This is a genomic window from Pseudomonas sp. FW305-20 (assembly GCF_058788075.1).
On record NZ_JBYTAJ010000020.1, the window covers coordinates 66045 to 88105 of the forward strand.

The window sequence follows — 22061 nt, forward strand, 5'->3', positions numbered from 1 at the left end:
TTGTTGCATCTGGGGTTTGATCAATTCTGCAGGCAGCATCACCATCACCCGGCAAAACATTCCTACGGCTCCTATGCTGCGGTGCACCTGCAACCACTTGAGCAACAACTTCACTCAGGAAGATCAACATGAACATATGGATCGCAGCCGTCCTGGCCGTCATGGTTTCGGTGCATGTACACGCCGCCACCGAGATCGCCCCTCATGTCGAGCAGGTTGCCTTCAAAAAGGGCTCCGACACTGTAAAGTTCGCCCATTCCATCAAAGGCCCGCTCACCGCGCAGTACCGTCTGAACGCGAAGGCCGGCCAGATGATGACTGTGGACTTCAAGTCTTCCAACGCCTCTGCCTACTTCAATATCACCGCGAAAGGTGCGGACTATGCGCTCTTTAACGGATCGATCATGGGCAATCACTTTTTGGGCCCCTTGCCCGCCGATGGCGAATACACGGTTCAGGTATACCTGATGCGCAACGCCGCTCGGCGCAATGAAGTGGCCAACTACAGCCTTTCATTAAGCCTGAGCGCCGGTGATGCGACGAACAGCAATCAGCCGTTCGACCAGACACTTGAATTGCAGGGCATTGGTTTTCATGTGAAGAGTGTGTCGGTCGATGGAAATCGCGCTCTACACATTGCGCCCCAAGGTCTGGAAATCGATAACTCAGAGATCGTACGCCCCCTCACCGGCACCATCGTCCGAGCCGAGGTCGCCGACCTTGATCGCAATGGCTCCCCAGAGATTTACGTGTTCATCAGGTCTCCGGGGCGCGGGATGCCCGGCGAGCTCATTGCTTACGCTGCCAACCGCAAGAAGTCGCTTAGCGAGATTTATCTGCCAGCTGTCAGCGAGAACCCGAAAACAGCGGTGGGCTACCAGGGCGAAGATGAGTTTGCCGTGGTGGAAAATGCGTTGGTGCAGCGGTTCCCGGTTTATGACAGCACGGATGCCGATGCGGGCAGGACGGGGAAAATTCGGCAGGTTCAGTACACCTTGATGCCTGGAGAGGCTGGGTGGGTTTTGAGGGCTTTGGGGACGACTGAGTATTGAAGGATTGCTCGTTGGTGAATTGATCCCGTTTCGCCCCCACGGCCAAAGCCCAAACACTTCGGATGCAGATCCGAAGCCCTTCTACACTCATCTCTCACACGTTCGAAAACACTCATCAAACGAGCCCCCATGACCACCCTCAAAGACCGCTTGAAGCAAGGCAAGGATGCTCGCAAGAACTGCTCCCGCGGTTCGCAGGCAGCCCTGGGGAAAATAAATCGCGACCCGCTGCCGCTGATCAAAACGTCCAGTGAAGGCCGCATCAAGTCACTGGTCGAGTTGCGCTACGGCCGCATGCTGGTCTCGCCGTTCACCTTCTACCGCGGCAACGCGCTGCTGCAAGCCCACGACTTGGCCGCAACTCCCAGCATGGGTCTGGTATCGCCGATCTGCGGCGACAGTCATCTGATGAACTTCGGCGGTTTTGCAACGCCGGAGCGCAATCTGCTGTTCAGCATCAGCGATTTCGACGAAGCCCATCCCGGCCCTTGGGAGTGGGACTTGAAACGGCTGGTGGCAAGTTTCGTGGTGGCGGCGCGCGACCTGCGTCATGGCGACACGGTCGAAGAAACGGTCTGCCGCCAAGTGGTCGGCGCCTACCAGCAGACCATGCTCGAATGCGCCGAACAAAGCGCCATGGAAACCTGGTACGAGTCCATCAGCTACCGCGATCTGCGGCAACAAGCGAGCAAAGCGACCCTGGAGCATGTAGAGCGCGCCATCGAAAAAGCTGAACGGCGTACCCATGCTGAACTGCTACCGAAAATCAGTGAACGTGACGCACAGGGCCGTCTGGTCATTCGCGATGACCTGCCGGAAATTTTCCATTTACACGAAAACTCCACGCTGCTGGATGCCGACGACGACTGGTTGCGCTTGTCGCACTGGCGTGCACTTTACGACGCGTTCATGCGCGACTATCCCGGTACGCTGCAAGCCGACCGTCGCGAGCTGTTGGCGCGTTTTCACGTTCAGGACATGGCGTTCAAAGTGGTCGGTGTGGGCAGTGTCGGGACGCGATGCCTGGTGGCACTGCTGACCGACGATCAGGAGTTCCCGCTGTTCCTGCAGTTCAAGGAGGCCCGTCGTTCGGTGCTTGCCAGTTATGTGAAGACTAAATCGCGAGTGCGGCATAACGGTCAGCGCGTGGTCGATGGCCAACGGTTGATGCAATCGGCCAGTGACCTGTTCCTTGGCTGGACCACCGGCCCCAGCGGTCGACACTTCTATGTGCGCCAGTTGCGCGACATGAAAGTCTCGGCTGAACTTGAGACGTTCGACGCTGAAACCTTCGCCGCCTACGGCCGCGTTTGTGGTCGCGCGTTGGCCCGCGCCCACGCAAAATCGTCGGGTAACGCCGCACACATCAGCGGCTACATCGGCAAGAGCGATGCGCTGGCCGACGCGTTGTTCAAGTATGCGCAAAGCTATACCGCGCAGAATGACCGCGACTTCGAACGATTCCAGCAGGCCTGCCGCAAGGGCCGTTTGCGGGCGCGATCGGAAGCGGACTTTGCGGCGGATCATTTGCCGTAGGTGAGTCTCACGGGCGTGAAGCGGCGAGCACTCATCGACATGAATTTTTCTTCACCCCACGACCTTTCAGCAACGGGTACATTGCGCTCGCTCATTCAAGAAACTACGGTTTGCCCGCCCTCCCGCGGGCTTTTTTTTGCCTGCGGTTTTGTTGTGTTTTCCCGCTGGCCACGCAATGCTTGCGCGACGATCCCCGTGAACCGGAGCCCCTTATGCCGCTGCTTTCCCTGCCCTGTAAACGCTTGACGCTGGCAGTGCTCGACCCTGAACAGGCGGCGCTGGAAAGCGAGTTCTACCGGCGCAACCTGAGGCATCTCGCCCGGTGGTCGCCGATTCGCCCCGTCGATTACCACAGCCCTGAACGCATCCGCCCGCGCCTTGAAGTGCAAGCCAGCGCTTTCCAGGCGGGTCTGGCGGTGCATTTCGCGTTGCTGGATCCGCACAACGGCCAGATGATCGGCGCGTGCAACTTCAGCGGCATCACTCGCGGGGCATTTCAAGCCTGCTATCTCGGTTACCACATCGACGAATCTCATCAGGGCCTGGGCTTGATGCAGGAAGCACTCGAAGCGGGAATCGGCTACATGTTCGATGAGCAGAAACTGCACCGGATCATGGCCAATTACATCCCTGGCAATGAACGCAGTGCGCGGCTGCTGGAGCGTCTGGGATTTGAACGTGAGGGCTATGCCAAGGCCTACCTGAGTATTGCCGGGCGCTGGCAGGATCATGTGTTGACGGCGTTGATCAATGATCGCTTTGAAACGCCGGAAGAGCGCTGGTCCAGCGGTTGCTCCAGCCGCGCTCGCCCATAGAACGCCAACGCTGTCAGCAAACACGCCAGCCATACGAAGATCCCCGCCCAGAAGGTGTGGGACATGTAGTGCCAGCCTTGCAGAACCCGCGTCGTGCCATAGACGAAACCGAGCAGCAGCGAGCCGTACATCACCGCTTTGGAATAGCGCCAGCGGTAACGACGCGCCACGAAGTACAAAGCCAGCAGGGTGAAGCCGCCCGAAGCATGTCCGCCCGGCCAGCAGCGCCCGTCACCCGCGACTTTCAACAGATCAAAATTCTCATACCACTCCTTGTGCTCGATTTTCCCGCCGTACTGGGTCGTTTCAATCGGGCAGTACACGCTGGTGTGGCTCTTGAGGTAGTGGATCACCCCGGTGCTGATGGAGAACGCAAACACCACGTAGAGGAAATCCCGACGGTGCTTGCTGGCAAACCGAAGTATTGGCGCAACTTTGATCTTTTCCAGGAACGCGATGGTTTTCGAATGTTTTTCGACCTTCAGACGCGGCCAGAGAAACGACAGCAAGGCGCCGACAATCGCTAGTTCTCCTGTCCAGTTCGGGATGATCCGCGCCCATTTGTGAGTGATCTTCTCGAACAGGTGGACGTGATCCAACGGAAACGTCTGCGTGACCGGGTCGTAAAAGAGATCATTGAACGCGATGTCGATTTTGGTCAGGTCGAACAGCAGGAAAACCACGACCGCACAGGCCAGCGGAATGCCGAAGTTCACCCAGTAAAAGCGGTAACGGTAAGACCCAGAAAGTGAATTCATTTAACGGTCACCGAGCGCCAGTCCGAGGCTTCGATGAAACCGAGCATGCGAGGTGCCTGGGGCGTTTCGGCGGAGATAAACAAAGACGCGCCGTAGCCCAGCGTAGAGGCCGGCAACTTGAGGTCTTTCTCCAGTTGCGACATGCATTCGCTGTGGGTCACCAGAATCAGGTTTCGCCCGGCCACCTTGTGCGCCAGCGCGTCACGCAGCATGGTGCCCCTGCAATTGATCAACCAGTCTTCCCCGACCCCGACCTTGTTGAACATGTAGCCAGCGGTCTGCGCTGTACGGATGACCGGGCTGTTGTAGATGTCAGCCCTGTTCAGCCCCAGTCGTTCGAACTGCGCACCGACACCCACCGCGACGCCGCGAGAGCGATCGGTGATGCCATCGTTACCGCTCAGGCAGGCGGCACTGGAGTGATCGCAGCGTTCGACGTGACGCACCAGCACGATCACGTCGCCCTTGGCCCAATTGGCCGCCAACGCCCGTGCGCCGGCCACGTTGCCGTGGGCCAGATCCGGCACAGCGGCCGGCTGCAACAGCCACATAGTGAGCGGAATCACCAACAGCGCCGAGGCGAGCACGACAGCCGCATTGCGATAGCGGGCAAAACGGCTCAGATCAATCGAGCGTTTTATCCCGAACAGACTCAGTCTCAATTCCACATCAAACCGCCTCGCCGGCACGCATCACTGTCATTCGATGCCGCGAGATTAGAGAGGCTGGCGTCGGCAGCCGGTGAAACTCATGTGAAAAAAAGCTTAAGACCGCACGAAGGTCTTGTTACATATCCGCCTTACAAAAACCATTCAGCTCTCGCAATTGCTGCCGATACAGTCCTGCTACACACCTTGCTGGCGACCAAAAACAACAATCTTCCAGCCAACCGACGATCTAGAAGCACAACGTTCCTGGAGGATTTTTGATGAATAGCTGGCTCGGCAATATCAGCGTGAACATGAAGCTGGGCTTGGGGTTCGGCCTGGTCCTGGCCCTGACCTGCGTCCTCGCCCTGACCGGCTGGACAAGCCTGGGCGGGTTGATTGACCGCAGCAACTGGATGAGCGATATCACCCAGCTCAATGCCGGCCTGACCAAGCTGCGCGTGGTTCGCCTGCAATACATGCTGACCAATGGCGACGAAACCGCCGCGCAGAACGTCCAGACCACGCTCGAGGCCTTCTCCACTCAGCAACAGGCGCTGCTGGTGAAGTTCAAGAGCCCGGAAAACCTCAAGCTGCTCAAAGAGCAAGGCGCCGTCATCGACGCCTACAAGACGTCCCTGAACAAAATGCGCAGCGCGTACCGCACCGGGAACAGCGCACGCGACACCATGGGCGCCAATGCCGAGACCGCGAATACGCTGATCAACGCCATCAATACCGCCGTGCAGCAAATGCCGCTGAGCGACCAACGCTTCGAACAATTCCAGGCCATCACGGCAGCCAAGGAAGCCTTCTTGCTGGCCCGCTACGAAGTGCGCGGCTACACCGCGACCACTAACGCCGAGACCGAACAAAAAGCCATCGGCCAACTGGACCTGGCCATCGCCAGCCTGAAACCTCTCAACGTGCATTTCGCCGACACTCAGCAAGACGCCCTGCGTCAGCTGGAAACCGCACTGAGCAACTACCGCAGCGCCTTGCAGGCTTATAAAGCGGCGAACAGCGATGCGGTGCAGGCGCGCAAGGAAATGACCGAGCAGGGTGCGGCTATCGTGACCCTGAGCGACCAGCTGTATCAGATCCAGCTCGACCGCCGTGACGCCGAAAGCGCCCAGGCTCGCACCCTGCAACTGATCAGCACCTTGCTGGCGTTGCTGGTGGGCATCATCGCTGCCGTGATCATCACCCGTCAGATTACCGGCCCGCTGCGCGACACCCTGGCCGTGGTTGAACGCATCGCCAGCGGCGACCTGTCCCAGGACGTCAAAGTGACGCGCCGCGACGAACTCGGCGTGTTGCAACAAGGCATCGCTCGCATGGGCGTAACCCTGCGCGACTTGATCAGCGGCATCCGCGACGGCGTCACCCAGATCGCCAGCGCTGCCGAAGAACTGTCCGCCGTAACCGAGCAAACCAGCGCCGGGGTCAACAGCCAGAAGATCGAAACCGATCAAGTGGCCACCGCCATGCACGAGATGACGGCCACCGTGCAGGAAGTCGCGCGCAATGCCGAAGAAGCCTCCCAGGCGGCCGCCGCTGCTGACGGCGAAGCTCGTGAAGGCGACAAGGTGGTCAACGAAGCCATCGCCCAGATCGAACGCTTGGCCACCGAAGTGGCGCGCTCCACCGAAGCCATGAGTGTGCTGCAACAGGAAAGCGACAAGATCGGCAGCGTCATGGACGTGATCAAGGCCGTGGCCGAACAGACCAACCTGCTGGCGCTCAACGCCGCCATCGAAGCGGCCCGTGCCGGTGAAGCCGGTCGTGGCTTTGCGGTGGTGGCCGACGAAGTCCGTGGCCTGGCTCAGCGCACGCAGAAGTCCACTGAAGAAATCGAAGGCCTGGTGGCCGGTCTGCAGAACGGCACGCAACAAGTGTCCGCCGTGATGAACAACAGCCGCGCCCTGACCGACAGCAGCGTCGCGCTGACCCGCAAGGCTGGCGTATCACTGGAAAACATCACCCGCACGGTGTCCAACATCCAGTCGATGAACCAGCAGATCGCTGCCGCCGCCGAGCAGCAAAGCGCCGTCGCCGAAGAGATCAGCCGCAGCATCATCAACGTGCGCGACGTGTCCGAACAGACCGCCGCCGCCAGCGACGAAACGGCGGCGTCCAGTGTTGAACTGGCGCGGTTGGGCAGTCAGTTGCAGCAGATGGTCAGCCACTTCCGGGTCTAAAAACCTGCTCGCTCCCCTTTCAGCCATCGTGCTGGTTGGGGGAGCGCTGTGTGTCGAAATCCTACAGGTCGATAGGCCCCCTTCCCGAGCCAGCGACGTCTTTTCCCTGCGTCGCACCTTAAAGAGCTGACAGAGCTCAATTGCAACACGCAGTAATGTCGATACTCCACTTATAGGAGTGTTCATCGGCATGGAAAAATACCCGCTACTGCAGTCCCTTATCAAATCCCTTATCAAGCCCCTCACCCCCGAAAAACAAACGGAACTGGAAGAATTATTTAAAGACAAACTGAAGTTCACCTCTGTATTCGACATTACCCGACTTACCGAAAACGGCTTTAAGGAAAAAGTCGAGAATGAGTTCAAGAGCAAATATGCAAAACCGCTGGTCATCTCCAGCGCCAGCCTCGTCAAGTTCTACAACGATGCCAAATGCCTTGCCGCCCAGATCAGCCATCTGTATCGGGAGAAACAATTATCCTCAGGGGAACCCCAACACCGCTGGCACCCGGCAGGCATTCGCGCGGTCGAGAAAGAAGGTCCCACTTACACCAACCTGTTCAAGGAAAACTGGGACGACTCTTGCAAAATCGATTCGATCGCATCCATCGACTCGCCTGTCGCTTATCTTAGAGCGCTCTATTTATTTGCCGAACAACTGGAAATGAGTGCCTCGCAATCAAAAACTGAAATTGCGGTTAAAACAGAAAAAGAAGAAAAAACAGAAACAGAAACAGAAACAGAAACAGAAACTAAAACAGAAACAGAAACAGAAACAGAAACAGAAACAGAAACAGAAACAGAAACTAAAACAGAAAAAGAAAAAGAAACAGATAAAAAAACAAAAGCTAAAACTCCAACCGACAACCGGATACGTTTGAAAACGCGACGGCCGGAACTCGCGGAGTTAGTAATTGACCAGCACAACACTTTCACCCCACAGCCGATGCTCAAAATAGTCAACGACCTCTTGGAAAAAAACATTAAGGAGGCGATGAAGGACGGCCCCGATAAAGAAAAATCCACGTATGAGCTACTGGCGTTACGAAGTTACCCCTTCGCTCTGCCCTATGAAATTTCCCATCATCAATGCCTGTTAGGACTCAGTGGGGAAAAACCGTCGCTGGGCGAACTGAACTACCGCATCACAACACACCTTCCGCTCACACAGACAGTCAACTTTAAGTATGGCCAGATAAGGAACTCCACCCCGAGTGTCGCACAACAGCTGATGTCTGGACTAAGTCCAAAACAGCAGGATTTGTTGATCGAAGACCTGATAGCCACCCCCTCGGATAACTATTGGAAAAAAATCTATGGCACTGCAAAAAAAAACAGCCTGAAGGATCTTGACACCTTTCTGAAGCACACCGGGTTGAACGCAGAGCAACTTGAAGCACTGCTTGCGCAAGGCAAAAACTCCCCCCGCCTCTCCAGCAATTATCCAACGCCCATTGCACTTGACGGACTGTATGGAGCTCGTTACGTCCACGGTCCTTCCTTCAGCAACATCATTGACAACATGAAAGTCGTCGCCAAGGAGATTACCGCTACGTCATATGAGCGACTCCAACGCATGCAACGAATGATCCGCCTGCAACGCTGGCTGGATATTTCTTTCGTCGAACTGGATACCCTGATCATCAGCGCGTTCAACTCGTCGACGCCCATTAATCACGATATGCATCTCGACACTCATACCCTGCGTACCCTAGGGGTCTATCGCCATTTAAAGCGTCGATACTCTATTAACGCCGACGAGTTCGCGGCTGTACTTTATCAGCTATCCCCCTATGCTATCGGCGATCAAGTTTCCTTGTTCGACAGAGTATTCAATCAAACCCGTCTTTTTGAAAAACATCTTGCACTCGATGGTCGGTCATTCTCGACCGATGATACTGATAAGGCATCGCACACGGTCCTCCAACACTTGAGTGCCAGCCTTGGTCTGCCCTTGGCCGAGGACTCACTATTGAAGGTCGTAAAGAACACGCAGAAACACCTTGGCTCTCTCAAGGTTGCCTTGGACACCTTGTCCTCAATCTACAGACAAGCGCGGATCGCTCGAATGTTCGGTATCTCGATCGCCGACTGCACAACGCTGGCTACCTTGTTGGGAGGTGAAAGCGTGACGAGTTGCCTGACGAATCCAATCGATAACATTCGCACACTAAAAGTGACTGCCCGCGAAGGCAATATGAGTGTTGAAGTGGTCGCACGCTTTCACTTGCCTGGGCAGTTCTATCATGACTACCTCCCCACGCTCCTGCCAGGCTCAACACTGAAAACAAGTACTTCATGGTTCGCCAACACAGATACCGTCAATGCGTTTTCAGTGTTGTTTCCCGCCCTTTCCGGCTCGGATAAAGTTGCCACGATCAGTATCTACGGCATTGTTACTGCCGCCCCGAATAGCGTGGTCTCTCTGGCGGGGTGTGGAATCAAGGTGATCCACGGTAATTTCGATGAACTTATCAAGCGAGATGCTTCTTGGGTGACCCTTACAAGGACTGAGCTCAGTGGCAGCGATATAGTACTTCCGCTCTTCAACACCCAGCTGCAACAGACTGAGCCCCTGAGGCCTGATCCCTCCAATATGCTTGATGTACTGATGCAATTGGACTGGATCACAAATTGGCTCAGTGAATCCGTCTACACCATCCCCAAGCTGAAACACCTCCTCCTGAGCACCACGAACAGCAATGATCATGCATTGCAGAACATGCAGCAGCACCTCACCAAACTGAAGAAAGATTCTGACCAGCACAAGATAACTACTGCGGAGATAAATGCGCTGTCGCTACCAAAGCTACCAGAAGATTCAACGTGGTGGTCTCTAATGGCCAGCACGTTGCTTGACGCCAACGGCCTGGTGAAGAACTTCGCACCCACCATCACAGACGATGTACCGAAAAAGCTGGTTGATGTGCTGCAGAGCGTCATAGCGCCACTGGTACTGAACATCGACGCTGCCGAAAACGCCAGGCTCAAAGACGACTGCCAGAAGAAGCTTAAAGACCTGCTGCTACTTGCCCATGACCGACAATTGCACCTGGTCGAACAGCTTTTACAGGAAACCTGTCAACTTCCCATGAACAGTGCAAAGGGTGTGCTGGTATGGGCCAATACATCGGCCTACGAGATCCTGATCGCGACGCAAGACGATGCGAATAACGAATCATACTTAACAAAACTTTCCAAAACGCTGCCCAAGGTACTGCGCCATGCCGAGGCTGCCGTTCAGTTGCACCTGAGCAGAAGCGCCCTGCACTTGTTCCTGGAACACCCCGACTGGTTGGAGCCGTCGGACACGACGCAGAAACTGACGCTTACATTGAGCAGTTTGTATCTTCTGGATCGTTTCAATCATGGGATGACCACCCATCAATACCCTGAAGAGAATGTTCTGAGCTATTTGAAATTCGCCAACTCGGAAGCCACCACAGCCGAAAAAAACAGCTTGCTGGCCGGCTTGCTGAACTGGACAACCGAGCAAGTTACCGTGCTGACAGCAACACTGACACATCAGCAAGCCCGAACCGTGAAAGACCTGGATTGGGTCATGCGTTGCTACACAACCTGTAAAGCCACAGGCCTGACAACGGGTTCACTGCTTGACGCCACTGCCCTGAACAACAACAGCACAACAGACGACTGGAAAAAAATCGGTGAAGCCGTCATGGCTACTAGTCGTTGATCCCACTACATGCTCAAGGAGTGAACATGTCTGCCACGATTGAAAAGCAACTCAACGAAAGCTTGCGTGATGCCCAACTCGCGCTCTACCTGCATGAAATAGTGCCCAACAATGAAGATTTGAAGACGTTGAATATCGCAACGCACCTCAACACTGCCAATGACCTCTATCACTACTGGTTACTTGATGTGCTGGTTAGCCAGGACGTGCCCACCAGCCAGGTGGACTGTGCCATTGCAAGCCTGCAGCAATACATCAACAGCATTCTGGCCAATATGGAGCCTGGGTATAACACGGCGATCATTGCGCCGGATCAGCTCGAAACCTGGCGTACGGTGATGCACCACTATTCGACATGGGCGTCCAGTCAGCAGCTGCACTATTTTCCGGCGATCTACCTTGACCCGACCCTTCGCACAGCCAAGACCGAGAGTTTTCAGCAACTGGAAAATGACCTCAACCAGAACCAACTGACATCCCGGTCCGTTCAAACAGCAGTAGTGAGTTATCTGACGAAATTCGAAGAAATTTCCAATTTGAAGACGCTCAATGGTTATATCGACGGAATCGGCTTCGCCAACAGCACCTATTACTTCATTGCCAAATCCCGCGCCGCCAATACTTACTATTGGCGCTCGCTGGACATGTCCATGCGCCCCGAGAGTCCCCCCACGACTTCCGCTTCTACAACTGATCCTAAAGCTAATTCCGACAGCAAATACGATACGCCAGAGCCACAGGCCTGGTCAGACTGGAAACGCATCAACCTGCCGATCTCCGAAAGCGCCATCGAGCACACTATTCGTCCGGTCATGTTCAACAATCGTCTGTATGTAATCTGGGCTGAGTGTATTTTTCAGGACAAAAACTCTGTGAGCGGCGTTCAAACCAACAGTCGGGCGCCCACCAATCCGCTGTTTCGTTTGAACATGTGCTACAAAAATTACGATGAAAGCTGGAGTACGCCTCAAACCTGTCTACAGGGCTACGGCGGGAACGAAATGTTTCACGCCAAGACACTGACCGAGCTCAAGGGCATTACACATACAGTTGCCGTCCATGATGGGACACACTCTACAGAGTCACTACTCGTTGTCCTCTACGTTGGCAATAACGAAACGGGCAAAACAGAGAACACAGAGCACAACCTGAAAGCCCCGTTCTGGATGGCCGCGCATATTGATAAAGATTCTGAATCCAATGCAACATTCTCCCCCAAGAACGTGCCAGAAAACCCACCCAAACAAGAGGATGCTGAAAATCTACTCGATCGCCTCAAAACAGAATTCGGAAAATGGGTGACGGTATTTCTGCCTGTCAAAGCCGAGACCGAGCGCAATGTAAATCTCCAATTCAGGCACTCGACTTCCAACTTCGATCTGAAGCCACCCCGTATCAAATCCAGCAAACACACTACGTTAGGAACTGCAGAATTCATTGATTTTTCCGACTCGGATATCAAGCACAGCAACTATCAGGAAACCAAGGTTCGCGCCCCTGTTCGGTTGAACATCACCTTCGCCAAGCATTTGATTCATCGTGCCGAAACGAGTATGGACGAGTTGCTGAGCTGGGACTCCCAGCACTTGCAGGAACCTGCGATGGAACAAGGCAAGCGCGAGGAAAAGATGGATTTCTACGGCGCCTATGGGCGCTACTTTGTCGAGTTGTTCCTGTACTTGCCATGGCTGGTCGCCCACCGTTTCAACCAGTCATCCCAATACAGCGAAGCCGAGCGCTGGTTGCATTACCTGTTCAACCCCAGTCGTAAGGATGTCAAGGGTGGTCATCCAAACTATTGGAATACCGTGCCGTTGACCATTCCCACTTCACAGCCTGGCCAATCCACCTATGCCATTCAAGGCCCACAAGACCCGCATCAAATAGCCCTGAGCCATCCGGTGCACTTTCGCAAAGCCTTGTACATGCTCTATATCGATATTTTGATCAATCGCGGCGACATGGCTTATCGCTCATTGGCCCCCGATGAGCTGGCGCAAGCCAAGCTTTGGTACATCCGCGCCCAGGATCTGCTGGGCCCGCGCCCGGACCTCAAACAAACTGACGACTGGACCCCCACTACCCTCGGCGCCTTCATTGCCGCTAAAAACGAGGAATTGCGAACGTTTGAATACAAACAGGGCACTGAAAAAAAACACATCAACTCAAGCGACTCCGACAATCCGGTGCCCGAAATTTGTGTTCGACCTTATGCCCCCCCTCCTTCGGTGCATGCGATAGACACCCCCCATTTGCGTTTACCGTTCAACCCTGTGTTGATCGCGCGCTGGGAAAAACTCGAGAGTCGCCTGCATAACCTCAGGCACAACCTCGACATCGTCGGCAAGCCATTGAGGCTTCCACTGTTCACCGCTCCAGCGATACCAGCCGGACAGCTCGGCGCCAACCCGCAACGGGCCGCAGAGCCGGAAATCTATCAACGCCTGGGTTCGACTATCCCGCCTTACCGGTTCAGCGTCATGCATGCCCAGGCCATGAGCGCAGTGGAGACAGTGATTCAGTTCGGTAGCACGCTGTTGTCATTCATCGAACGCGCCGAGCAGGCCTTCTATCAGGAAACACAGCAGCAACACATCTGGGATATGGCGAACATTGCCGTAGACCTGCAAACCCAGGCGTTGAAAGTCGATCAAAAAAACAAGGAAGCCTTGCTCGCCAGTAAAACGATCGTGCAGGAGCGAGAACGTTATTACAGTGAGCGGGTGGATGAGGTGATCAACCCGGAAGAAGCCGCCGCCGCCGCATCGCACCTGGCGGGACGTATCGCAGAGGCCTCCGCCTACGCGGCCCAGGTGATTGGCCAGGGCTTGAAGGTGGTCCCCAACATTTTTGGCATGGCGGACGGTGGACATCGCGTGGAGGGGATTCCTCTTGCGGTCATGGCTGGAGCTCAAGGCCTGGCGGCAGCAGCGCATGGCACAGGTGAGGCGCTCGAGCGTGCAGCGCAATATCGTCGGCGCCATCAGGAGTGGACTCTCGCACGCGATCAGGCAAGGCTTGAAATCGCGCAACTCGATGCGCAGCTGGCGCTTGAAGCCGAACGAGAAATCGCCTCCGCTCTGCAGTTGCGACAAACACAAACGACACTCATGCAAGCCAGGTCCACCTATACCTTCCTCACCAAGCGCTTTACCAACGCACAGCTTTACCAATGGTTCACCGGCCAGATGTCCATTTTCTACTACCAGGCCTATGACTCCGCTTTGTCGCTGTGCCAATTCACCGAACAATGTTGGTGCTATGAGATGGCCGACACCACAACACAATCGTTCTTTCAACCCAAGACCTGGAACACCACTTATCGCGGACTTGGTCCCGGGGAGCCGATGAAGCTCGGCTTGGTGAAGATGAAGACCGCCTACCTTTTGGGCAACGAGCGCGAGCTGGAAATTCGCAAGACCGTGTCGTTACGCCAACTAAAAGAGAAGGATGCGAAGACGGGGGCAATCCATAAGGTCTGGGAGGATGGTGTCACAAAGGACGGGGTCAAAGATGACCTTATCAAAAACGGCTCCTGTCAATTCGAACTGACCCAGTCCCTGTTTGACGATGACTACCCAGGGCACTGCCTGCGTCGGATCAAGAGCATCAGTATCTCCCTGCCGACGACTCTGGGCCCTTATGAGGACATTCGCGCCCTCCTGACCCAGACCTCCAGTGAAGTCGTCATGCCCGGTGCCGAGAAAAAGTCCATAAAAGGCCAACGCGCCAACCAGCAGGTCGCCCTCTCGACAGGCATCGACGACAGCGGCCTTCTCACGCTGAACTTTCAGGACGAACGCTACCTGCCCTTCGAATACACCGGCGCGATTTCAAAATGGAAGTTGTCCTTCCCCAATCATGTTTCACAGAAAGCCATGCTCGAATCACTTACCGATATCATCGTGCATGTGCAATACACCGCCAGGGTGGATGGGGGTGAGCAATGAACGAACAGAGCTCCGTCCCTATCGCGCCTCCGGCGCTGCCCAAGGGTGGCGGCGCCATTCAAAGCATCGGCAACAACCTCGGTTCGGTTGGTACAAGAGGCACGGCGTCCTTTGAAATTCCCTTGCCTGTTACCCCGGGTCGCGGATTTGCCCCGGCCTTGACCCTGCGTTACAGCAACGCGCAAGGCAACGGTATGTTCGGCCTCGGTTGGGCCCTTTCCCTTGGCACAGTTGCACGACGTACCCGGCTGGGCGTCCCGGCCTACACCGATGACGATCTGTTCGTCGGGCCCGACGGCGAGGTATGGATGCCGGAGCGGAACAAGACGACCGGAGCGTTCATTTCCAAATACGCGCTGAGCAGCAATGGCAAGACACTGGAGCAATACACTGTCGTTCGCTACTACCCTCGAGTCGAAGCGGCTTTCGACCGGATCGAACATTGGTTCAGTGCGACCGACCAACCGGGCTTCTGGTTGATCTACCGCGCTGACGGCAGTCAACATCTGTTCGGAAAAACAGCGGCAGCGCGCCGCGCAGACTCCAACGCCCCCTCGCGGGTAGGTGAATGGTTGCTCGAAGAAAGCATGAATGCTCATGGCGAGCATATTGTTTATGAGTACACCGCTGATGAGGTGACTGCTCGGGGCCCGGCCGATAACCGTGCCCAGCGTTACCTGAGTCGCGTTTGCTATGGCAACTTCACGGCTGACTCGCAGTTGTACTTGTGCAAAGTCGATGGCCTCAAGGATAAAAAATGGCATTTCGAGCTGTGTTTCGACTACGGCGAACGCAGCGTTCGTCTGGAAGACACACCCGGGTACAAAGGGACGCAACCGTACGCTGTACGCAGTGATCCATTCTCGGACTTCGCCTACGGTTTTGAGTTGCGTACTCAACGCTTGTGCCAACAGGTTCTGATGTTTCATTACTTCCCGAATGAACCATCAATGGGCGACAAGCCAGTACTGATTCGCCGCCTCTTGCTCCAGTATCAGACTTGCGCGCTTTCCTACAGCTGTCTGAGTGCGGCGTTGCCCCAAACCTTTGGCGAAACACACACCGATCGATACCAACCGCCTCTTGAGTTTGGCTACTCCGGTTTCACGCTCAAGCCCGAGGCTCGACACTACAAACCTTTCGAGGCACTGGCCAGACTCAACCACCAGGACCAGTTTCAGTTCGTCGATCTGAAGGGAGAAGGGTTGCCAGGCATTCTTCATCGAACCGACCAAAGCTGGCGCTATAGCCAGCCGTTGCGGGACGACAGAGGCGGGGATCACATCGTGTACGCGGCATGGAGCGAACTGCCCCGAATACCGCTGGCGGACAGGCGAAAGTCTCCTCGACAGTATCTCAGTGATCTCAACGATGACAGTCGTCCGGACTGGATCGTGGCGCACCCCGAGTTCAGCGGTTTCTTTACGCTGAATTCGAACGATGAATGGTCGAACTATACCCCGCTTGCCGCTGTTCCCACCGAGTTCTTCCATCCTGAAGGGCAGTTAGCCAGTCTGATGGGGAGTGGGCGCAACGATCTGATCATGATCGGACCGCGCAGTGTGCGCCTGTACGCCAACCAGAAAATAACCGGCTTCGCCCCGGCAACGCAGGTTTCACGTCACGCCGATGAAGATGACCTGCCTCAGCCCGGTAACTCACCCAGTGAACTGGTGGCCTTCAGCGATCTTCTGGGCAGTGGCCAACAGCACCTGATCCGTGTTCGCCACAACGAAGTGAAATGCTGGCCTAACCTGGGCCGCGGACGCTTCGCAAAGGGCCGAGTAATCGCCTCCCTGGACTTTGCATACGAACAGTTCGATGCGTCACGCATCCTGCTGGCCGACCTGGACGGCTCAGGGGCTGCTGACCTTATTTATCTGCAACCCGATTGCGCAAAAATTTTCATGAACCGCGGCGGCAATGGCCTGGCCCCCGCGGTCGAACTGCCCTGGCCCCAAGGACTGCGCCATGACCGGTTCTGCAAGGTCAGCGCCGTAGATCTGCTGGGGCTCGGCTGTTCGAGTCTGATATTCAGTGTGCCGGGGGACGCAACCCGGCATTGGCGCTATGACTTCTTGGAGACCAAGCCCTACTTGCTCGAAACCAGCAATAACAATATGGGGGCTGCCTGCAGCGTCAGCTATCGAAGCTCTGCCCAGGAATGGCTGGATGAAAAAAAACAGCTGCTCAAAAACAACAAACCAGCAATCTCCCACCTTCCATTTCCTCTGTTTTTGGTCAAACAGCAGAGCCAGCACGACGAAATTACCGGCAATCGTCTGACCCAGAAATTCAAATATCGTCGTGGCTTCTACGACAGCATCGAACGAGAATTTCGCGGGTTCGGTCTGCTCTTGCAAACCGACAGTCCAACCCATGGCAAGGGGGCACAAACCAGCCCCCATAGCGCACCGATGCTGACCAAAACCTGGTTCCATACGGGCCAAGCTATCGACCCACTCAATCGTGATTACGACCGCAACGACAAGGACGCCATTGGCCTTCAGGCAACTATCCAGGTTTGGGGCGAACATTGGGGACCACCCGCGCCAACGCCCGAAGCAGCCCTCGCCAACGCCCATGCCCGGCAGCGCGAGCTCGCTCGAGCGCTTGGCGGCCGGACTCTGAGGGTAGAGATTTTCGGCCTGGACAAGGGCACAGAAAAAGAGAGGCAGCCCTATTCAGTGCAACAACATCGATATCGGGTCGTTGAACGCCAGGGCCTGGGTAAATACAGCCCTTACTCGATCATGCAACCGTTGGTTGTGGAATCCATAAGCTACCAGTATGAGCGCATCTCTGATGATCCTCGCTGTACTCACACGATCAATCTTGAATGGGACGCCTACGGCCACCTCACCCACAGTCTGGAGATCAGCTATGCGCGGAGAAAAACACCTGCCGACGCCCCTCCTTTCACGGATACCTGGCTGCAAAAATGGTGGCGCGATGCCCATGACGAGGATCAGCAGTATTACTACCTGAGCGAAACCAAGGCTCAGTTCATTCACATAGCTACAGCACAGGCCCTACGCCTTGGCCTGCGTTACCTACAGCGCACCAATGCTTTGAGGTTGCCTAAATCGCCCTTGGCCGCAGGGCTATCCCCCCAGGATATCCATTATGAAAACCTGCTTGAACGGAGCACTTCAAAGACCTGGGAAGACAGGCGGACCCTGACCGGTTTGTCTGTACAGCGTTACCGCAAACCCGATGCAAGCGGCACCTTCGATGACGGTCAGGCGAGCGTCGAAGGGTTGATTGATCACCAGGAAACCGCCGAATTCAATAAGCTGGCGTTGAGCGTCTACGACGAACACAAATCGGAGGATACGTCTTTTGATGTCACCAAACTTCTCCAGGACAATGGCTACCGAAAAATGCCCATTGCTTTACCGCCTGACGAAGACTGGGACAAAAACAATCCACTCTGGTCTGTACGTCGCAGCTTTTCCACGTATTACAAACTGGCCGGCTTTTACAGGGCACAGACCTTCAGGCAAAGCCAACAGCATGGCCCGACGACCCTCACCCATGACCCCTATTCCTGCCTGATCGCCACTGTCGAACTGCCCGACCAATGCACCACCCGCGCGACAAAGATTGGCTATCGAACACTTCAGCCAAAACAGATCAGCGACCCCAACGGGAATTTCCAGGAAGCGCAATACAGTGAGTTGGGACAGGTACACGCCCTCACCTGGTACAAAAATGGCGTGAGTGAAAATGTCGGATTCAAACCGATGGCCACCTATAGCCGCCCTACCGATGATCGCCCCGACACCGCCATCGATGATCCGGGCAAGGCACTCCAGAATATCGCGAGTGCCTTTTTCTATGACTCGCTCAGCTGGATGGGGCGTATTCCGGCCGTTACAGGCGAAGAGTTGGCCTGGCGCAAAAAAGCAGTGGATAACAATGATCTGCTACCGACTGGGCACATCCGCGCAAGTACCCGTGCTCGCCTGACCGGCCTCAACATCAATACGCTTTACGAGCAAACTCTTCAGACGCGAATAGACGGCGTACAACGCGAACCGGTTCACTGCGTCACGATGCAAGCGGACCGGTTCTGCTCCGACAGCGAAAAACAGGTACGCATCACCATCGCTTGCTGGGATGGCTTTGGTCGACAACTGCAAAAAAAACAACGCGTCGCCCCAGGAAAAGCCCTGGACATCAATGAAGACGGCACCTTGAAACTTGAAAACGACACACTGCAGGAGCGTGATGTCAGCTTTCGATGGCGTGTCAGTGAGCGTGTCGAGTACGACAACAAAGGCTTGGTCATTCGTACCTACCGCCCCTATTTCAGTGCCAGGCATCGCCACGTCAATGATGAATCCCTGCGCAAGTCAGGACTTTGTGATCAGCAATTCCACGACCCACTGGGTCGACTCCTTCGTGTCGTCAATGCCAACGGCGATGAGCGTCGGCACACCTATCACCCCTGGTACTCAACGATCGAGGATGAAAACGACACCCAACCCGACACTACGACTCAGGGAGGTGCTCAATGAGCTCCCATATTCACAGTCACACTCCAACCTTGAACGTCGTCGACAGTCGTGGACTTCAAGTCCGCGAAGTCACCTACTTGCGTAATCAATCCATAACACAGCCTCAAGCCCGCATTACCCGCCACCTGCATGACATCAACGGCCAGGTGCTTGAGCAGCGCTTGCACACCAATAATGCACAGACCGCTGATTTGAAGCAGGTCCGCAGCCTGTCGGGCGCCCTGCTATTGAACTCCAGCATTGACGCAGGCTGGCGCCTGGCCTTCTGTGGCGAGGCCGGTCAAACCCTGAAAAGCTGGGATTCTCGCGGCAGCCATTGGCAAACGGACTATGACGATCAGCTACGCCCGCTGGTCATCAGCGAACAGTCCAAAGGAGGAGTCCTCCAGGCCATCGAGCGCTTTACCTATGCCGATAACTCAAGTGCCCATACGCAAAACAACCAGTGCGGACGCTTGATTCGCCATGATGATCCGGCGGGAAAACGACTGTTGTCCAAGTATGACCAGGCAGGACAACTGCTCAGCGAAACGCGACATTTCCTGAAGGAGCAACAGCCTGCGAACTGGCCGCAAGCAGTCGATGATCGCGATAAGTTGCTCGAAGACCAGACCTACACCACCTCCTGGCAGTACGCACCCACTGGTGAAACCCTCGAACAGACAGATGCCAAAGGGCATACGCAGCGCTTCTGGTTCGATGTCGCTGGCCAACTCAGGAAAGTCACCCTGCAACTCGCGAGTGCCACCCAACAAACGGTGATTCTCGATCAAGTCAAATACAACGCGCAGGGTCAGATCGAATCGCAAACCCTGGGAAGCAAGATCTTAAGTGAAGCGACTTATACGCCTGCGAACGGCCGCACGAACCGGCGGACAATTTCACGGACGGGGGGAAGCATTCTCCAGAAACTGCACTATGCCTATGACGCGGTCGGCAATGTGTTGAGCGTCGAGGACCACACGAAACCGGTACAACACAACGCCAACCAACGCATAAAGCCGGTCAACACTTATGTCTACGACAGCCTTTATCAACTGGTCCAGGCTTCAGGCCGTGAAGAGCAGGGAGCAAGCATTCGCGCCCCTCTTCCCGATTGGTCGACAAGGCAGGGTGACCGGAGCCGACTGCTCAACTTCACTGAGCATTACACCTACGATGAACGTGCAAACCTGATCAAGCTGCAGCATCGCCGCGAAGGCAACAACTACATCCGCAATATGCATATCGCCTCTGGCAGCAATCGCGCATTGCCATGGAAAACAGGCGATGCTCCAGCCGACTTTGCAAAGGGCTTCGATGCCAACGGCAACCTGCAATGGTTGCAGACAGGCCAACCCCTGCAATGGAACGCGCGCAACCAATTACAACGTGTGGAACTGGTCGAACGCGACAGTGAGGGCGCGGATGCAGAAACCTATCTCTACGACGGCAACGGTCAGCGTGTCCGAAAACGGCAGACTAAAAAAGTGCACACCATCACCCATGTCCAGGACGTGAGCTATTTACCGGGACTAGAGCTTCGTGAAAGTGCCACTGAAAAACTTGAGGTCATCACCTTGCAGGCTGGAGGCTCGACGGTACGCTGCCTTCATTGGAGCAAAGGCACTCCAGCACAGATCACGAATGACGCTTTGCGTTATAACTTCACCGACCACCTGGGCTCAACGACCCTGGAACTGGACGCCGAGGGCAGACTGATAAGCGAGGAGGGTTACTACCCCTTTGGCGGTACTGCGTGGAGGGCAGCGCGCAACACGCTGGAGGCGAAATACAGAACCGTTCGCTACTCAGGCAAAGAACGCGATGCCAGTGGCCTCTACTACTACGGGCATCGCTATTACGCGCCGTGGTTGCAGCGCTGGATCAGCCCTGATCCGGCGGGAACCACGGATGGGTTGAATCTGTATCGATTCGTCGGCAACAACCCTGTCACTCATCAGGATTATTTGGGTCTGATGAAGTACGAAATCGAACCATTCAGTACCGCCGCCACGGCAGCTGCACCTCTGAGCACCCAGATAGTCACCGCACACAACACGTTCAACTCGAGATTCATAACGAATACACAAGATATAAACAATTACGTGTTGGCCTATGACCTTACCTGGACCACGCGAGGACTGCTCTACATGGGGGCTGGCAACCAGATAGGGGACATACTTAATAGCCGTGAACACTCTTGGGGACTCACCCACCAACTACGAACAAATATCGGTGCATATCCATCACCCCAAGTCAGGGCAGAACATGCCGTGGCAGCCGGGGCAGGTATGTGCGATGAATTTGCAGCGGTCAGTTCACGTTTGGCGGCCTCTTCATTACGCGGATTCGGGACACCTATCCATATAGCGCAAATACCAGGACATACCTTCACCCTGCTGGGTGATCCCACGCGGGATCCGCTCGTCGTCGACCCCTGGGTGTCCTACCCGATCCCGGATCGACTTTCCCAAAGCCGCTACAACCACCCACAATTGCAGGCATTCAATACCACACCTGCCATGCCCCAGGACCCAGCCTATGCGATTTCACTCGCCAACGTCGCCACTCACACCCCTCTGTACACTGGAGTACGGCCATCAATGCAGCCTCCTTTGCATCAGAACATTCAAAATGACCTCAACAGCCCGGCCGGAGTAAGCAGTTGGGTCTGGGATCAAATGTCATCGCAACAGCAGTCCAGTGACATTTGGGCCATTTCAAATTACACGTCATTCAACTTCGCAAATGTTCCCGTGCCTCATCTGTCCAGGCTTGATGCCACGGCGTTGCTTCCCAGCATCTATGCAATTCAATTCCAACAGCCAAACCCATTCAGAAGGATTTGAATCTCGCGCACTGACTGCATGGGCCAGCACAAACCGGATCGTCCAGGTTTT

At 55.5% G+C, this 22061-nt stretch carries 10 protein-coding genes and 1 pseudogene; 9 read left to right on the forward strand and 2 right to left on the reverse strand.

From position 1 onward, the window contains the following. The first annotated feature begins 128 nt into the window (after positions 1 to 128). From AC3WP4_RS18175 to AC3WP4_RS18185, 3 genes are all read left to right on the forward strand, one after another. The gene (locus tag AC3WP4_RS18175) at positions 129 to 1052 is read left to right on the forward strand and encodes a hypothetical protein (RefSeq protein WP_102616071.1); all 924 of its coding nucleotides are present in this window, start codon (positions 129 to 131) and stop codon (positions 1050 to 1052) included. A gap of 129 nt (positions 1053 to 1181) precedes the next feature. Continuing rightward, the gene (locus AC3WP4_RS18180) at positions 1182 to 2588 is read left to right on the forward strand and encodes a DUF2252 domain-containing protein (protein WP_074873608.1); all 1407 of its coding nucleotides are present in this window, start codon (positions 1182 to 1184) and stop codon (positions 2586 to 2588) included. Between the two features lie 212 nt (positions 2589 to 2800). Next, the gene (locus tag AC3WP4_RS18185; RefSeq protein WP_102616072.1) at positions 2801 to 3403 is read left to right on the forward strand and encodes a GNAT family N-acetyltransferase; all 603 of its coding nucleotides are present in this window, start codon (positions 2801 to 2803) and stop codon (positions 3401 to 3403) included. Here the strand turns inward: AC3WP4_RS18185 and AC3WP4_RS18190 are convergent. Together AC3WP4_RS18190 and pmrG are read right to left on the reverse strand one after the other, a co-directional pair. Continuing rightward, the gene (locus tag AC3WP4_RS18190; RefSeq protein WP_102616073.1) at positions 3316 to 4161 is read right to left on the reverse strand and encodes a phosphatase PAP2 family protein; all 846 of its coding nucleotides are present in this window, start codon (positions 4159 to 4161) and stop codon (positions 3316 to 3318) included. The two genes, AC3WP4_RS18185 and AC3WP4_RS18190, sit on opposite strands and share 88 nt — an antisense overlap. Then, a complete protein-coding gene (gene pmrG / locus AC3WP4_RS18195; RefSeq protein WP_076028720.1) occupies positions 4158 to 4829 on the reverse strand; it encodes a lipopolysaccharide core heptose(II)-phosphate phosphatase PmrG in 672 nt (223 codons plus the stop codon). Before pmrG ends, AC3WP4_RS18190 begins: the two co-directional genes overlap by 4 nt. A gap of 395 nt (positions 4830 to 5224) precedes the next feature. On the opposite strand from pmrG, the pseudogene AC3WP4_RS18200 reads away from it, so the two are divergent. The 6 genes and pseudogenes from AC3WP4_RS18200 to AC3WP4_RS18225 all read left to right on the forward strand — a co-directional run. Next, positions 5225 to 6151 (forward strand): annotated as a pseudogene (locus AC3WP4_RS18200) (methyl-accepting chemotaxis protein); the annotation flags it as partial. A gap of 144 nt (positions 6152 to 6295) precedes the next feature. After that, a complete protein-coding gene (locus tag AC3WP4_RS18205) occupies positions 6296 to 7009 on the forward strand; it encodes a methyl-accepting chemotaxis protein (RefSeq protein ID WP_371916907.1) in 714 nt (237 codons plus the stop codon). Between the two features lie 190 nt (positions 7010 to 7199). Beyond that, positions 7200 to 10706 carry a Tc toxin subunit A gene (locus tag AC3WP4_RS18210; RefSeq protein ID WP_102650633.1) on the forward strand — a complete coding sequence of 1169 codons (3507 nt, stop codon included), beginning with the start codon at positions 7200 to 7202 and terminating at the stop codon, positions 10704 to 10706. A 26-nt stretch (positions 10707 to 10732) separates the two neighbouring features. Continuing rightward, positions 10733 to 14656 carry a Tc toxin subunit A-related protein gene (locus AC3WP4_RS18215; protein WP_102616400.1) on the forward strand — a complete coding sequence of 1308 codons (3924 nt, stop codon included), beginning with the start codon at positions 10733 to 10735 and terminating at the stop codon, positions 14654 to 14656. Next, positions 14653 to 19179 (forward strand): SpvB/TcaC N-terminal domain-containing protein, encoded by a 4527-nt coding sequence (locus AC3WP4_RS18220; RefSeq protein ID WP_102616401.1) that lies wholly within the window; start codon positions 14653 to 14655, stop codon positions 19177 to 19179. Before AC3WP4_RS18215 ends, AC3WP4_RS18220 begins: the two co-directional genes overlap by 4 nt. Further along, the gene (locus AC3WP4_RS18225) at positions 19176 to 22010 is read left to right on the forward strand and encodes an RHS repeat-associated core domain-containing protein (RefSeq protein ID WP_102616402.1); all 2835 of its coding nucleotides are present in this window, start codon (positions 19176 to 19178) and stop codon (positions 22008 to 22010) included. Before AC3WP4_RS18220 ends, AC3WP4_RS18225 begins: the two co-directional genes overlap by 4 nt. The last annotated feature ends 51 nt before the right edge of the window (positions 22011 to 22061 follow it).